Source organism: Nocardioides alpinus, assembly GCF_900112035.1.
GTDB lineage: Bacteria > Actinomycetota > Actinomycetes > Propionibacteriales > Nocardioidaceae > Nocardioides > Nocardioides alpinus.
This window is the reverse complement of record NZ_FOKC01000003.1, coordinates 159668-175953: the sequence shown is the minus strand read 5'-3', so window position 1 is coordinate 175953 and position 16286 is coordinate 159668. Positions and strand designations below refer to the sequence as shown.

General features: G+C 71.8%; 6 protein-coding genes. 5 read left to right on the top strand and 1 reads right to left on the bottom strand.

Annotated elements, in window-relative coordinates; translation table 11 throughout:
• Nucleotides 1–18: 18 nt before the first annotated feature.
• Entirely contained in the window at nt 19–11238 is an 11220-nt protein-coding gene (locus BM127_RS08550) for a putative Ig domain-containing protein (RefSeq protein WP_091197347.1), read from the bottom strand.
• Between the two features lie 278 nt (nt 11239–11516).
• Between BM127_RS08550 and BM127_RS08545 the strand changes: the two genes are divergently transcribed.
• From BM127_RS08545 to BM127_RS08525, 5 genes are read left to right on the top strand one after another with little or no spacing between them, the layout of a single operon-like run.
• The gene (locus tag BM127_RS08545) at nt 11517–13550 is read left to right on the top strand and encodes a protein meaA (RefSeq protein WP_091197343.1); all 2034 of its coding nucleotides are present in this window, start codon (nt 11517–11519) and stop codon (nt 13548–13550) included.
• Nucleotides 13551–13569: 19 nt separating this feature from the next.
• Entirely contained in the window at nt 13570–14520 is a 951-nt protein-coding gene (locus tag BM127_RS08540) for a hypothetical protein (RefSeq protein WP_091197340.1), read from the top strand.
• On the top strand, nt 14517–15428 hold the full coding sequence (locus BM127_RS08535; protein WP_091197960.1) for an FAD-dependent oxidoreductase: 912 nt from the start codon (nt 14517–14519) through the stop codon (nt 15426–15428). Before BM127_RS08540 ends, BM127_RS08535 begins: the two co-directional genes overlap by 4 nt.
• The gene (locus tag BM127_RS08530; protein WP_157829548.1) at nt 15421–16044 is read left to right on the top strand and encodes a histidine phosphatase family protein; all 624 of its coding nucleotides are present in this window, start codon (nt 15421–15423) and stop codon (nt 16042–16044) included. The genes BM127_RS08535 and BM127_RS08530 overlap by 8 nt, the downstream gene beginning before the upstream one ends.
• 31 nt (nt 16045–16075) lie before the next feature.
• Entirely contained in the window at nt 16076–16285 is a 210-nt protein-coding gene (locus tag BM127_RS08525) for a hypothetical protein (protein ID WP_091197335.1), read from the top strand.
• Nucleotide 16286 lies beyond the last annotated feature (1 nt).

The following is a 16286-nucleotide window of genomic DNA, read 5'->3' as shown; positions in this document are numbered from 1 at the left end:
AGGCCACGGCGCGGCCCGTCACGCCGCCGGCACGACCTCGATCGCGGAGATCTTGGCCTGGTTGACCACGGAGTCGAGGTCGACATCGACCTTCCCGTCGCTGACCTGCACCGTGTAGGACTTCACCACTGCTGTCGCAGAGCCGACGTCGGCGACGATGTCGTAGTTGTCGAGCCGCAGCTGCCCCTCGACCGCCACGTCGAACGTACGCCGACCGGTCCCGCCCGGGCCGCCGCCCGGAGCGCCGAAGTAGATCTCGGCGAAGTGCAGACGGACGGTGTAGGCGCCGTTCTGCACAGGGATGTCGTAGTCGATCGCCCCGGTCGCAGTGGAGTACTCCGACTGGTAGAGCACGTCGTCGGTGGTCCCGGCGATGGCGACCGCACTGGTGAAGGTCTTGCCACCGGTGCCGTACTGCTGCGCTCCCCAGGCGACGCCACCGGTGGTCACTGCTGGCCCGCCGGCGTTGATCCGGATTGCCGCCTGCGGTCGCGGCGGCGTGGTGACACCCGCCGTCGCCGAGGGTGCTGAGGCGTTCTGCGAGGTGTCCACCGCGATCACGCGGTAGGCGACCTGGGTGCCGCCCGGCGCCGTCGAGTCGATCAGCGACAACCCGGCGACGGGCGTCGCGTTGACCCGCGTCCAGGTGGTCGCGCCGGCGGCCTGCCGCTCGACCACGTAGCCACCGAGGTCCGCCAGCGCGACGGCGTTCCAGGAGACCTGCACGTCGTTGCCCGTGACCGATGCCGAGACGCCGGTCGGCGCCGAGGGCGGGGCGGTGGTGTCCGCCGGCGCGACCGGGGCGATGTTGGTCATCAGGAACACGTTGTCCTGGTAGTCGCAGTTGGCGCTGCCACCACCGCACCCGTTCTGCACGAAGTCCTGGCCGACGAGGTAGGCGCCCGGGACGGTCCGCCCGCCGATCTTCACCGGCCACACGCGGATGCCCAGGTTGGCCGGATCGGTCGACGTCGGGGCCTTGTTGCTGGTGTAGCCCGCGATCGTCAGCGCGAAGCTGCCCGTCGGGTTGGCCTGCCCCTGCTGGAAGGGAGCTGAGGCCGGCGCGGTGCCGGTCTGCGCGACGCGGGGGTAGAACGACTGGCCCCACGCGCCGTCGTGGGAGCCCGAGATCGGGCTCGCGATGCTGTCGCCCGTCTCGCCGCAGCACCCGTGCAGGGCGGTCAGCTGGCGCGCGGTGACCGGGCGTGACGCGTCCAGTCGCTTCCAGAGGAGGGACCGCACCTCGTCACCTTGGAGCGGGCCGTCGTAGGCGTCCTCCAGCGGCTCACCGATCGCCGTCGACCACCCGAACACCCGGGCGACCTCGGTCATGGTCGGCTCGACCCCACCCTCCGGCTGCGGCTGCCAGTAGCCGCGCAGCTGCACCGGCAGCTCGGGACGGTTGGCGGCGTTGGACGTGATGGTCATCGTCGCACCGTAGGAGCCGCGGCTGCCCGCGCCACCGAACTGCACGCGCAGGTCGTAGCTCGCGCCCGGTGCGATGGTCAGCGGAAGCGTGGTGCCCGGGACGGTGAAGTTGGTCGTGCTGGTGCGCACGCCCGGGGTCGGGTCCACCGGGGCCGACAGACCGAGGCCGGTCACCACCAGCGGGTCGTCCGGATCGGTGTTGCTGAGCCGCAGGGTGGCCGTGTCGTGGGTGACGGCGGCCGCGTGGGTGGACGTGCTGGTGGTCCGGTTGTTGAGGTGGTGCATGACGAGGAAGTCCTCGGCCATGCCCGGCACCACCGTGCCCCCGACGCGCTGGGCGTCCTGGTTGGTGATCGCGATCGCGGCCACGCTGCCGTCCACGATGGTGAACGTGCGCGTCGCGGTCGTGTCGTTGCCGGCGGCGTCGGTGGCCGTCACGGTCACCGTGTGCGCGCCGATGCCGGTGACCTCGAGCCGGTCGCCGGTCGGACGGGGCACCTCCGCGCCGTCGACGGTCCAGTCGACGAACTCGGTGCCGGAGCCGCCGCGGTCGACGACCTCGGCGACGACCGTCGCCGCACCGACGTAGCCGCCCGGGCCGGCGACGCCGCTGACGGACAGGTCCACGGTCGGCGGGATGACGTCGACCTCGGAGCCCGAGGCGACGCTGATCCACTGCACCTTGGTGTTGCTGCCCGTCGAGGCGAGGGTGAGCCGACCGTCGGTCACGTCGACCGATGCCGTGGCGACGCGGTAGTCGCCAGGACCGGTCGGGACGAACCCCGAGACGAGGGGCACGCCCTCGGCTGCGAGGCCGTGCGAGGAGTCGGCGAAGCCCGCGTCGCCCACGGACACCGACACGGTGTAGGTGCCGTCGGCGACGGCGAGCTCCCACTCGCCGTCCACCACGCTGGCGACCTCGGTGTCGTCGACGATCATCAGCGTGCTGGTCAGTGGGTCGGGGTCCTGCGTGCGGGCTCGGGTGTCGGCGGTCTTGGTCGCCCCGCCCTCGGTCCGCACCCAGCCGTAGCCCCGTGCCTCGGTGAACAGCTGGCCGCTGTCGGCCGACCAACCCGCCGGGGTGGGGGACGCGACGGGCTGGAAGCTCACCTGGGCCACCGTCTCGCCGCCGCCACCGGTGACCGGCGTGACCTCGATGTAGTCGATCTTGGTGTTGGTGCCGCCCACGGCGTCGAGGGTGAGCTCGCCGTCGGACACCGTGACGACCTGCGTCCCGGTCGCGTGGTGGCCGGCGCTGCCCGCCGCCCCGCTCGGGACGTGGGGGGCCGCGAGCAGCGGCACGCCCTCGACACGGACCTGGTGGGCCTCTGCGTCGGAGTTGGTCGCCGCGTCGCCCACGGCCGCCGTCACCTGGTAGGTGCCGTCGCCGAGCGCGAGCTCCCACGTGCCGGTGTTGCAGTTGTTGGCGGTGCAGTTGGGCGCGGTCTGCTGCTGATACTGCATGTGCATGAAGGTGTCGAGGCGTTGGTCGCTGTTGAGGTTGCGCTCGCGGCCGGACGTGGTGCGGGCCTCGGGGGCCAGCGTGGTGGCGTTGCGCCAGCCGTAGGTCAGCCCGCCCTGGTCGGCGAGCGTACGAGCACCGTAGGCCTGGCCGAAGTCACGCAGGTGTCCGGCAGGCACCGGCGCGGCCTCGTTCTGGAAGTTGACCCGGATCGTCTGTCCCGGCGGCTGGGTGCCGCCGGCAGGATCGACGTTGCGGACGATGAAGACGATGTCGTTGTAGTCGAATCCCGACGTGTGCTCCTCGGTCGCGACGACGTACGCGTGCGACACGGGCTGCCCGTTCTCCACCAGCGGGTAGACACGGACGTGGTTGCCGATCGCACCGGCGAACGTGTTGAGCGAGTCTTGGCTGTGGACCAGTCGGTTGGCGAAGAACGGCCACCGCGAGACGAACCCGAACGTCGACGGGCCGGGGTCGAACTGCAGCGCACCGGTGGTCGCCGGGGTCAGCGTCTGCCCGTTGGAGGTGGGCGAGTTCGACACCGAGAACAGCGCGTTGCGGGTCGCGGGTGCGGCGTCGTCGTACCACGACACCTCCGTCACCGGCGTGCTGTCCGTGGGCCCGAACACCGAGATCGGCTCGACCGTGACCGGGCCGTCGGCGAAGCGGGTGAAGGTCTCCACGTCGATGCTGTCGCCGAGGGTCGGCGAGACGCGCTCGCTCGAGCTGGAGTGGATCTCGTTGGTGGCGTCATTGTCGTCACCCGTGTCGATCCCCAGCTCCCAGGCGTCGAGGACGTACTGGAGCGAGGGCTCCGCGGAGCCGCCGAGCCCGTCGGTGCCGAGCCCACGCAGTGAGACGTTCGGTGCGCTCCCAGTGCTCAGGCTCAGCCCGAGCGAGGCGGGAGCCACGCCCTCGCTGCTCGGGTCGAAGCCGACCTGGACGGTGAACGAGGCGCCGGGGGCGAGCGTGACGGGTAGCGGCGAGCTGGTGGTTCGCGTGTACGCCGCCGCGCCGGCGCCGGTGACGGTCGCGCCGGTCACAGTGGTGGCCTCGTTGCCGTTGTTGGTCACCGTCACGGTGCCGAGGATCCGCGAGCCCGCGCTCGTCACCTGGTTGCCCACCAGGCGACGGGAGCTGACGGACACGTCCGCGCCACCCTGCCCGTCGGGTACCCGCAGCAGGTAGAGCCGCGGCTGACCGCTGCTCTGGTCGTAGGAGTTGACGTAGAGGTTGCCCGTGTCGAGGTCCTCGACGATGTCCAGCGGGTCGTCGAAGCCCGAGAAGCCACCGATCGTCGAACCGGCCTGGCCGCCCTCGATCTGCCCGTTGGCCGCGGCCTCGAGGGTGAAGACGTCGTCGAAGTTGGAGAACCGGACCACCATCAGGCGACCCTTGAGCTCGCCGCCGAACGTGTTGGAGCGATACTCGATGACGCCGTTGGGCGACTTGTTGAACTCGAAGTCGTAGGCCCAGCCGCGGTAGTTGCGGTCCGGTGCCACGGAGGCGGTGTACTTCGACCCGCCCGAGCCGGCGCCCTCGGGGTTGCCGCCGTTGTTGAGGACCCACTCGCACCGGGAGGGGTTCGGGTGCCCGTAGTAGCCGCCCGCCTCGACGTCGAACAGGAAGTCGCGCTGGGTGTTGTGGTTGGTCACCGCCGGCACCGTCGGCGCCGTGTAGGGCGCACCGTCGATCCGGCGCGTCGCGCACTCGGAGGTGACGTTGCGGCCGGGCACCTGGCCCGTGCGGGTCAGTGTGCCGCCGCTGGCAGTGACGCCCGGGCTGTTGCCGCCGCTGGCGGTGCCGTTGGTCGGCACGTAGAGGCTGCCGTTGGACGCGAAGACGAGGTCGTAGGCGTTGCGGATGCCGGTGGCGTAGATCTTCAGGGGGGCGGCCGCGGCATAGGGGTCGTACGAGCCGCCCTTGTCGACGGTCTGCACGTCCACGGGTCCGGATGCCTGGACGCGCTGCCACGTGGCGGCGGGGTCGAAGGTCAACATGGCCGCGGTCAGCAGCGTCTCCCCACGGTCGCCCCAGGCACCGTCGGGGTCTCCAGCCGCCTGGTTGGAGCCCTGCAGGAAGTAGAGCCTGCCGCCGGGACCGTAGGAGATCGAGTTGGACAGGTGGTCCTTCTGCGAGCGGGGCAGGTTGACGAAGACGTCGGAGATGGCCGGGCTCGTCACGCTCGCCGAGAAGTCGACCCGGCTCAGCTTGGAACCGAAGGCCTGGGACTCGTTGCCGATGTTGGCCGTCGCGTGGGTCACCCACGCCACGTCGGGGTTCGCGCGGTCGAACACGAAGCCGACCGCAGCCCGGCCCAGGAAGGCATTGATGGGCTGCTCGTCGCCGAGCGTGCCGTCAGCGTTGATCGGGTAGCGGAACATGCCCTGCCCGATGGTGGTGGCCCACAGGTGGCCGTCGTGCACCACGAGCGAGGCGTAGTACTTGCCGTTCTTGCCCAGGTCGACCTTCTGGAAGTCGACCCCGTTGACGGGGTCGAAGGTGCCGTTGGGGGGCTGCACCTCCCCGGTGCCGGTCGTGAAGAGCGACCGGAAGGGGACGAAGGTGCGACCTGTCGTGTCCTTCACGCCGTCGACCACGAAGCGGTAGGTGGTGGTGGCCTTGAGGTTGCCGCTCTGCTGGAAGTTGATGGAGTCACCGCCGCCGGTCGTGTTGCGGTTGCCCGCGACCTCGACGTCGGGAGCGCTGCCCGGGACGACCTCGAAGAGCCGCACCGTGGCGTCGGTGACGGTCGCCGGGTCGACCGGTCCCGGATCGGCGTTGGTGCCGACCAGGTGGACGTCCGCAGCCACGCCCTCGCCGAGGGAGGAGCCGAGCGACCGGTTGGCCGGCCGGGTCTGCACGACGAACGGAAGCGGGTCGGCGACGGTGGTGCTGGCCGACCTGATCTCGACGTAGGCGATCTTGGTGTTGGTGCCGCCCGTGGCGTTGATCGTGAGCTCTCCGTCGACCACCCCCACCCGCGTGGTGGCGGTGTCGAACTCGGCCGATGCGCTGCCCGTGAAACCCTCGATCAGCGCGGAGTTCTCCACGTTGACCGCGTGCAGGCTGTCGTAGCTCGTGGCACCCGGCTGGTCGCCGACCGCCACGGTCACGTCGTAGGTCCCGTTGTCGACGGCGAGCTGCCAGTCGCCGTCCTCGCACACGTTGGGCGGGCAGGCGGCGTTGGGCACGTCCGCGAACTGCATGTGGACGATCGAGTCGAGTCGTGCGTCGACACCGGCCCGGCCGCGTACGCGACCGTTGCCGACGAGCGAGAGCTCCTCCTCGCTGTTCTCCTTGACCCAGCCGAAGACGTGCTCGCCGCCGCCCTGGGAGGCCCCGCTGCGCTGGCCGTAGGGCTGTCCGTAGTCCTTGAGGTAGCCCGCGGCCGGGCTGCCTGCCTCGGAGGTGAAGTCCACCTTGACGTCGAGCGGGGTGTAGGGCTCGACCACGCCACCGATGAGCTCGGCGGAGAAGTCGGCGAAGGACACCACGACGTTGTCGGACGCGGCAGCGGTGCGCTTGGTGGCGTAGAGGCCACCGAAGGCGACTGGTCCGCCCGCCCCGGAGGGGAGGTCTGCGCCGGCGAGGAAGGCCGCCGGCACGGGGAGCTCCGTGGACCCGGCCGTGTTGGCCGGGTCGGTCAGCACGCCGAGCTGGCCGTCGCCCACGGCGTACGACCCGCGCACCACAGGCTGGGCGCCGGACGCGTCGACCTGGAGGACCAGACGGACCCGCTGGCCGCTCGGGAAGGCGGCCGAGTTGAGCTCGTACGTCGTCGCAGGCTGCGCGATCCCGCCGACCTCCTTCACCAGCTGGACCTTGTTGGTCGTGGCGGTCACCCGGACCACCGCGAGCTTGACGTAGTTGTCCTCGTCGAGGCCGAACCAGAGGCCGCCCTGCTGGCTCTGCGTGCCGGTTATCGAGCTGGGGAACGCCGGGTCGACGACCGTCGTCTCGAGCTCGTAGCCGTCCGTGCCACCGGCGAGGCCCACTCCCAGCATGTTGAGCTGGGAGTTGGTGCCGGCGCTGTCGGCGGGACGCCGGTAGGCGATGCCCTTCGTGGCGGCGATCTCCAGGTTGCCGGCCGGGCTCAGCGCGAGCAGGCCGGGCTCGAGCCCGGGCACGCCCGCGGTGCTGGGTGTGGTGGGCGCCGGCGCCTGGTCCACGTTGCCGCGGGCCGAGGGGTCGTCGACCATGGTGAACCCGGTACCGTCGAGGCCTCCCTGGGGACCGCCGAAGCCCAGGACGTAGGGCGTCTCGACCCGCACCGTGGAGCAGGGCTCGGTGCTGACCGGCAGGCAGGGTGCGCCCGCCTCGGCCACCGTGATGCTGAACGTGCGGGTGCCGCTCGCCCTGCCGTCGCTCGCGGTGACCACGACGGTGTAGGGGCTCTGGGCGGCCGTCCCGGCGCCCGGCGTGCCGGCCAGGGTGGCCGTGCCGTCACCGTTGTCGGTGAGGGTCAGCCCTCCGACGGCGAGGTCCGAGCCGATCGTCACGTCGTCACCCTCGGCGTCGGTCGTGGTGACCGTGACCGGGGCAAGGGCGGCGCCCTCGACGGCCGCGACGTCCGCGACCGCTGCGACGACGGGCGCGGTGTTGGGGACCTCGTGCGCCTCGACCATGAAGTCGCTGAAGGTCACCGTGGTGACGTCGGAGACCGGCGCGTTGCGCTTGGTGGCGAGGAGGCCGGCGAAGCTCTGCGGTGCCTCGTTGCCGACCGTGGTCCCGGTGAGGAAGGCGTCCGGCACGGGGACCGCGTCGGTGTCGACCGTGTTGGCCGGGTCCGCGAGCAGGGTCCGCTGGCCGGCGCCGACGGTGTAGTGGAGCACCGCCTGGCCTCCGGCGCCCGGGGTGTCGACGACCTCGAGCTCGAGCTGGACGTCCTGGCCCGAGGTGAAGCCGGCGCTGTTGAGCTCGTACGCCGTGCCCGGCGTCGCGACGCCACCGACCTCACGGAGCAGCTGGACCTTGTTCTGGGTCGCGGACACCCGGGACACGACCGCCTTGACGTAGTTGTCCTCGTCCAGGCCGAACCAGAGGCCACCCTGCTGCGAACCGTTGGTGGTGCCGGGGAAGGTCGGCGCCAGCACGGTGGTCGAGAGGTCGTAGCCGGTGGTCGAGCCGCGCACGCCGACACCGAGGGCGTTGAGCTGGGCGTTGGGGGAGGTGGCCGCCGGGCTCTGACCCGGGGCGCGGTACATGATGCCCTTGGTCGCGGTGAGGGTGAGCTGGCCGCCACCCGCGGCGACGAGCCCGGGCTCGAAGCCGGGCACGTCGGTGTACGTCGGCGTGGTGGGAGCCGGCGCCTGGTCGATGCTGGAGCGCAGGGACGGCCGGTCGACCATGGTGAAGCCGGTGTCGTCCAGCCCGCCCTCGGTGCCGGCGAAGCCGAGCGCGAAGGGCAGGTCGACGGCGATGTCGCCGCACGGCAGGGTGGACCGCTGAGGACACGGGTTGCTCGGGGCGGGCGCGACGACGACCTGGAAGGTCGCCGTGTCCGACCCGCCGTTGCCGTCGGTGACGGTGACGGTCACGGTGGACGTGCCGGAGACGGTCGGCGTGCCACCGAGCGCGATGCCGGTGGCGGTGCCGGTGCCGGTCATCCCCGAGGGGAGGCCGCTGACGGTGCGCGTGAGCGGGTCCCCCTCCTCGTCGGTGGCAGGCACCAGCACGGTGGCGTCGACGGCCCGGCCCTGGGTCGCCTGGACCGTGGCAGGGCTCGGGTCGCCCGCGACGGGGGCGTCGTTGACGTCGGTGACGGTGAGGACGAACGTGTCGCTCGCCCTCCTCCCAGCGGAGTCCTCGGCCGTGACGGTCACCGAGAAGGTGCCGCCCACGGTCGGCGTGCCGCTGATGGTGCCCGTGGCGGCCAGGTAGGTCACACCTGCGGGGAGGCCCGAGACGCTCACGGACGGCTTGCCGTCCTCCTCGTCAGTGGACACGACGGAGATCGCACCCATCGCCTGGCCCTCGATCGCGGTCGCGTCGTCAACCGGCACGAGCACGGGGGCGTCGTTGACCGCCGTGACGGTGATGGTGAGTGTCTCGGCAGAGGACAGGTTGCCGTCGGAGGCGCTCACCCTGACGGCGAAGGTGCCGGAGGCCGACGGGGTGCCCACGATCGTCCTGCCGGAGATGCTCAGCCCGGCCGGCAGGCCGGTGGCGGACAGTGTGACCGCCTTGCCCTCGGGATCGATCGCCTCCACCGCGATGGCGCCCATCGCCTGGTCCTCGACGGTGGTCACGTCGTCGAGCGGCGTGATCACCGGGGCCTCGTCGACGTCGGTGACCGTGACGGTGACGGTTGCCTCGTCGTCGAAGGTACCGGTCGTGGCGCGCACCGTCAGCGTGTAGGTGGTGACGCCCTCGAAATCGACCGCGCCGGCGAGGGTGAGCGCACCACTGGCCCGGTCGATGGCGAACCGACCGGAGCCGTTGCCGCCGGTGATGGAGAAGGCGATCGTGTCGCCGTCGGCGTCGGTGGCGACGACGGAGTCGACCACGGAGCCGACGGCCGCGTCCTCGGCCACCTCGAAGTCCTGGTCGTCGATGACGGGCGGGTGCTCGACGTCGCGCACGCGGACCGTGATCGTGGCAGTGGTGCTGAGGTCGCCCGCGGTGACGGTCGCGGTGAAGTCCCGCTCGCCCACCACGGCGGTGGCCTCCGGCCGCTCGACCGTCACGACGCCGCCGTCCGACACGGCGAAGTCGAGGCTCGCGGCGGAGAACTGCAGGTCCTCCAGCGTCGTCTCCTCGTCGGTCGCGACCAGCCTGCCGACGACCGTGCCGTCGCCGGCGCCCTCGAGCACGGTGAAGACCTGGTCGGTCATGACCGGGGCGTCGTCCACGGCGGTCGTCGTGATGGTGAAGACCTCCGCGACCGGCGTCGACGTGCCGTCCGTCGCTGAGACCGTGACCTGCGACGCGCCGCCGACGCGCGGCGTGCCGGTGATCCGGCGGGTGGCAGCGTCGTACGACAGGCCGGTCGGGAGACCGGTCACGGTGACCGTGACCTCCTCGTCCTCAGGATCTTCTGCCGTGATGGTGATCGGGGTGATCGCCTCGTCCTCGGTGACCGTCACGTCCGGCAGGGCCGTGATGACCGGCTCCTCGTCCACGTCCGTGACCCGCACGGTGACCTCGGCGTCGTCACCGAGTGCGCCGTCGCTGACGCGGACCTCCAGTGTGTGCGCCGCCTTCGCCTCGTGGTCGAGCGCCGAGGTGGCGGTGATGATCCCGGTGCTCGGGTCGATGGAGAAGCCGCCGCCGCTGACCAGGCTCCACGTCAGGCGGTCCCCGTCCGGGTCGCTGCCCCGGACGGCACCGACGATGGTCCCTGCCGGTCCTTCGGCGACCTCGAGGGTGATGTCGTCCACCGCGGGTGCGCGGTTGCCCGGCGCCGGCTCGCGCACGACGCCCAGGGCGAGGGTGCGCAAGGGGGAGGTGTCACGGCCGTCGTCGGCACGGAAGGCGGGTGCATAGGTGCCGGCCGATCCGGCCGGCGGCGTGCCGGACACGATGCCGGTCCTCCGGTCGAGCGTCAGCCACGCGGGCAGCGTCCCCGGCTCGACCAGGTAGGACACGGGTTCGGGCGCGCTGTCGGCGTCGGCGCCGATCAGCTGCAACGAGAACGGCGTGCCGATGACAGCGGTGCGCGCTCCGGGCGGGTCCAGCGTGGGGGGCTGGTTGCGGACGGTCAGGCGGTAGGACACGGAGGCCACCGCGAGGCCGTCGGACGCCTGGGAGGTGACCTGCCAGGCCATGCCGACGGCAGGGGCGGGCGCAGTGCCCGTGGTGGACCCGGTGGTCGTGGAGGTGGTCAGCCACGACGGGGGAACGGCGGGGGTGCGGTCGTTGGCCGGGGCAAAGGTCGTCACCCAGGCCAGGTCGCGCGGACCGTCGTCGGAGTCGGTGCCGACCGGCAGGACCCGTACGACGGTCCCTGCGTCAGCCACCACGTCGGCGATCGGTGCGACGGCGGGCGCCCGGTTGTTCCGGACCCGCACCTTGAAGGTCTCGCGGTCGGTGGCACGGCCGTCACTCACGATGAGGACCAGCGTGTAGCGGCGACCGGCGGCGGACTGGGGCGCCCGCCCCTTCAGCACACCGGTGCGCTTGCTGAAGCGCACCCAGGAAGGCTTGTTGCGGATCTGGTATCGCAGTCGGGTGCGGGGTCCGTCCGGGTCCTTGGCGCGCGGTCGCACGACCATGCTGTGACCTACCGCGGTGGTGACGTTGGCGATGTTCTTGATCCGCGGAGCCTTGTTGCTGGGCGCGGCGGCCGCGACCGGACCGAGTCCGGCCAGCACGAGCGCCGCGAGGAGCAGGACCGTGAGCACTGGGCGCAAGGCCCGGGACGTGACGTGACGACTGACAACCGACATCGGCTGGTTCCCCGATATTTCCCCCGTGGAGGAGCCCCCGCTCCTCGCTGAGCGGTCATGGCACCACGCTGGCGCGAGCAAAAGATCACAGGAACTGCCTAGGTTTTGCCGAGATTCCCGTCCGCTACACCCCGTCGGGGGTAATTGAGACCTGACGCGCCACGCCTCCGTGAGGTCCGTCTCACACGCCGTTCCCGGTGACTGGTCAGTAACCGAAGTCCTACTGTGTCGCCATGACCGAGACCGAGGACCGGCAGCCGCAGGACCGTCCCGTGAAGGACCGCCCCTGGGTGATGCGCACCTACGCCGGCCACTCCACGGCCGCTGCGTCCAACGCGCTCTACCGCACCAACCTGGCCAAGGGTCAGACCGGCCTCAGCGTCGCGTTCGACCTGCCGACGCAGACGGGCTACGACCCCGACAGCCCGCTGAGCCGCGGCGAGGTCGGCAAGGTCGGTGTGCCGGTCCCGCACCTGGGCGAGATGCGCACGCTCTTCGCCGACATCCCGCTCACCACCATGAACACGTCGATGACGATCAACGCGGTCGCGATGTGGATGCTCGCGATGTACCAGGTGGTCGCCGAGGAGCAGAACCCCGATCTGTCGCCCGAGGACGTCGCCTCCCAGCTGGCCGGCACCACCCAGAACGACATCATCAAGGAGTACCTGTCGCGAGGGACGTACGCGTTCCCGCCCGAGGCCTCGATGCGGCTGATCGCCGACATGATCGCCTACACCGTCCACCAGATCCCCAAGTGGAACCCGATCAACATCTGCAGCTACCACCTGCAGGAGGCCGGCGCGACGCCCACGCAGGAGCTCGCCTATGCGCTCAGCACCGCGATCGCCGTGCTCGACCAGGTCAAGGACTCGGGGCAGGTCTCGGAGGACGACTTCGAGAAGGTCGTCGGGCGGATCTCGTTCTTCGTCAACGCCGGCGTCCGGTTCGTCGAGGAGACCTGCAAGATGCGGGCCTTCGTCCAGCTGTGGGACGAGATCACCCGCGAGCGCTACGGCGTGGGCGACCCGAAGATGCGCCGCTTCCGCTACGGCGTGCAGGTCAACTCGCTCGGGCTCACCGAGGCGCAGCCGGAGAACAACGTCCAGCGGATCGTGCTGGAGATGCTGGGCGTGACGCTGTCGAAGAACGCGCGCGCCCGTGCGGTGCAGCTGCCCGCCTGGAACGAGGCGCTCGGTCTGCCGCGTCCGTGGGACCAGCAGTGGTCGCTGCGCCTGCAGCAGGTGCTCGCCTTCGAGTCCGACCTGCTGGAGTACGACGACATCTTCGACGGCTCGCACGTCATCGAGGCCAAGGTCGCCGAGCTGGTCGAGAGCGCGAAGGCCGAGATCGCACGGGTGCAGGACATGGGCGGCGCGATCGCCGCCGTCGACTACATGAAGTCCGAGCTGGTCTCGTCGCACGCGGCTCGCAGGGCCCGCATCGAGTCGGGCGACGAGATCATCGTCGGCGTCAACAAGTACGAGTCCACCGAGCCGTCGCCGCTGACCGCCGACCTCGACGGCGCGATCATGGCCGCCGACCCGGAGGCGGAGAAGACCGCCCGCGCCAGCGTCGAGGCGTGGAAGGCAGAGCGGGACGAGGCGGAGGTGGCCGAGTCACTGGCTGCGCTGGCGGCGGCCGCCGCGACCGACACGAACCTGATGGCACCGACCCTGGTCGCGGCCCGCGCCGGCGCCACGACGGGGGAGTGGGCGGCCACCCTGCGCGGGGTCTTCGGCGAGTACCGCGGCCCCACCGGGGTCGCGGGCGCGGCCACTGTGTCCCTCGGGGGCTCGGGCGGTGCCGACCTCGTCGCGGTCCGGGAGCGGGTGAGGGCCACCGGCGACGAGCTCGGCGGCCGGCTGCGGCTCCTCGTCGGCAAGCCGGGCCTCGACGGCCACTCCAACGGCGCCGAGCAGGTCGCTGTGCGAGCGCGCGACGCGGGCTTCGAGGTGATCTACCAGGGGATCCGGCTCACGCCGCAGCAGATCGTGGCTGCTGCCGTCGCTGAGGACGTGCACTGCATCGGGCTCTCGATCCTGTCCGGCTCGCACATGGAGCTGGTGCCCGACGTCCTCGACGGACTGCGGGAGGCGGGGCTGGACGACATCCCCGTCATCGTCGGCGGGATCATCCCGGAGTCGGACGGACGGCGGCTCCGCGAGCTCGGCGTGGCAGCGGTCTACACGCCGAAGGACTACGGCCTCACCGAGATCATGGGCAGCATCGTCGACGTCATCCGCACGGCCAACGGGCTCGCCTGACGCGTGCTTGGATGGGCGGGTGACCCTCGCCCAGGACCACCTCGCGACGATCCGCAAGGCGATCGGGGGCGTCCTGCGCCCACGCGGGTTCCGCGTCGCGTCGAAGCGCACCTGGATCCTCGGTGACGACGGGTCCGGATGGGTGGTCGTGGCCTGGCAGGGTGACAAGTGGAACACCCAGCAGGTCGCCGAGGCCTCCCTGGAGGCGGCGGTGTGGCCCGCCGGGACGCGGGAGCACCAGAGCGAGGTGCGGGGCACGGACCTGCCGGCACATCCGTGGGGAGGCGCACCGGTCGAGGCCACCGGCGAACGCGTCGCGGGTGACCGCGCGGCCGACCGGTTCACGGTGTCGGCCGACATGTCGCCCGAGGAGCTGGCTGCGGAGTCGGCGCGCGCCCGGTCGTACGCCACCGCGCTCACCGAGTGGGCGGACCGCATGCTCGACGCCCGGAGCTCCGCGCCCCTCATGCGTGGCGGCAACGCCGTCGCGGCGCTGATGGCGCGGCACCCCTCGTCGCCCGACCTCGACCCGGCGCTCGACCGGCTGACCGCGCGCTTCCAACGCGACCCGCGCCCCATCGAGCTCGCGGCGATCATCCGGCGGTGGCGTGCGGAGCGTGGCCTGCCCGAGGTCCCGCTCCCACCGTGGTCGCGCTACGCCTCGCGCCCCTACGCCGTCGGCCGACTGCCCTCGCCCCGGGAGGAGCTGCTCGCCGGGATCGGCGGCGGGGTCGAGTTCCACCACGCCGACGGCACGGTGCGACCCCCGCGACCCGAGGACCTGCCCGACGTGGCCGACCTCGCGCGGTGGCGCGAGGAGAGCCGTCGGGCCCCGCTGCCCGACGGCGTGCTGACGCACCTGCCCGAGTGGCTGCCGTACGTCGACTGGCTGGAGCTGCCCCAGCCCGGGCCCGGGCCCGATCCCGAGCCCGATCCCCTTCCTGCTCGACGCCGGTGGTGGCGACGGTGAGGCGGGTGATCGTGGTCGGTGCCGGCGTGGTCGGCCTGACGTGCGCGGTGCGCCTGCTCGAGGCCGGCCACCGGGTCGACGTGGTCGGCCGCGACCTGCCGCTGGAGACGACGTCGTCGGTCGCGGCGGCGGTGTGGTCGCCCTACTCCCAGCCCCAGGAGCACGTCGTGCGCTGGGCACGAGCGGCGTACGACGCCTTCGCGGAGCTCTGCGCGGACGAGTCGGCCGGGGTGGTCATGCGCACCGGCACCGAGCTGTTCCGTGAGCCGGCCGGTGACCTCTGGTGGCGCGACGCGCTGCCACCGGGGGCCGGGCCCGACCGCGAGACAAGCCTGCCGCCGGGATACGCGTCCGGCCTGACGATGCGCACACCGGTCATCGAGATGCCGGTGTACCTCCACTGGCTGGCAGCCCGTGTCGAGGCCCTCGGCGGCACGGTCACGCGGATGAACCTGTCGGCCCTGCCGACCGGTGACGTCCTCGTGGTCAACGCCAGCGGCATCGGTGCGCGCCTGCTCGGCGCCGACCCCACCGTCGGCCCCGTGCGCGGCCAGGTCGTCGTCGTGGAGCAGGTCGGGGTCGACCGCTGGTGGATCGACGCCGAGGCGCCGTCGTACGTCGTGCCGCGTAGCCGCGACGTCGTGCTGGGCGGCACCGCGGACGAGGGGGAGTGGAGCCGTACGCCGGACCCGGGCACGGCTGCGTCGATCCTTGAGCGGGCAGCAGTGATCGAGCCCCGCCTGGCCGGCGCCCGGATCCTGCAGCACAAGGTCGGCCTGCGCCCCGGGCGACCCGCGGTGCGCCTCGAGCGCGCGGACGACGTGATCCACTGCTACGGCCACGGCGGGTGCGGTGTCACCGTCTCCTGGGGCTGCGCCGACGACGTGGTGGACTTGGCGCGTGAGTGACCTCCAGTGCGCCGCCCGGGTGTTCGTCGCCCGGCACGGCGAGGCCGACTACGAGAGCGAGCTGCTGAGCGACGCGGGTGGCTGGCTCACGCCCCTGGGGCGCGACCAGGCAGGCGTGCTGGCCGCGTCGGTGTCGGGCGAGCGGATCGCCCGGGTGTGGACCAGCGACATGGCCCGGGCCGTCCAGACCGGCGAGATCGTGGCGGCGCAGCTCGGCACCGACGTGATCGTGCGCACGGGCCTGCGTGAGTTCGGTGTGGGCGACGCCGCAGGCACGACGGGAGATCCCGATCCGTTCGCCGAGACGTTCGCGGCGTGGCTCGACGGGGACCTGGCGGCCCGGATCCCCGGTGGGGAGAGTGGCACGGAGGTGGTCGAGCGCTACGCGGCCGTGCTCGACGAGATCGCGGACAGCCACCGCGGGGAGTCGGTGCTGGTGATCAGCCACGGCGGGGTGATGTGCATGGCCCTGTCCGCGCTGGCCCGCAACCTGACGCTCAGCCACTCGCGCGACCTCCCGGTGCCCCACTGCGAGGTGGTGGCCGTGGAGGCCGACGCGGACGGGTGGGTCGCCCGCTCGTGGGCGGGCCGGCCGATCACCTGGAACGACAGGTAAGCCTTGCCTAAGTGTCCTGTACGCTTCGCATGTGGGTTCGTCCAAGGGGTCGCCGAAGAAGTCCGGCAAGCTGCACACGAAGGTGGCCAAGCTGCCGAAGAAGAAGTGCTGCGTCTCCAGCAAGAAGTGCGCCCGCTGCCCGCTGCGGATGCTGAAGGAGGGCACGCTCCCGCCCGGCTACACGGTCAAGAAGCGCAGGCTGGTGAAGGTCGAGGTCGTGACCGGCAAGAAGGCCGCCTGAG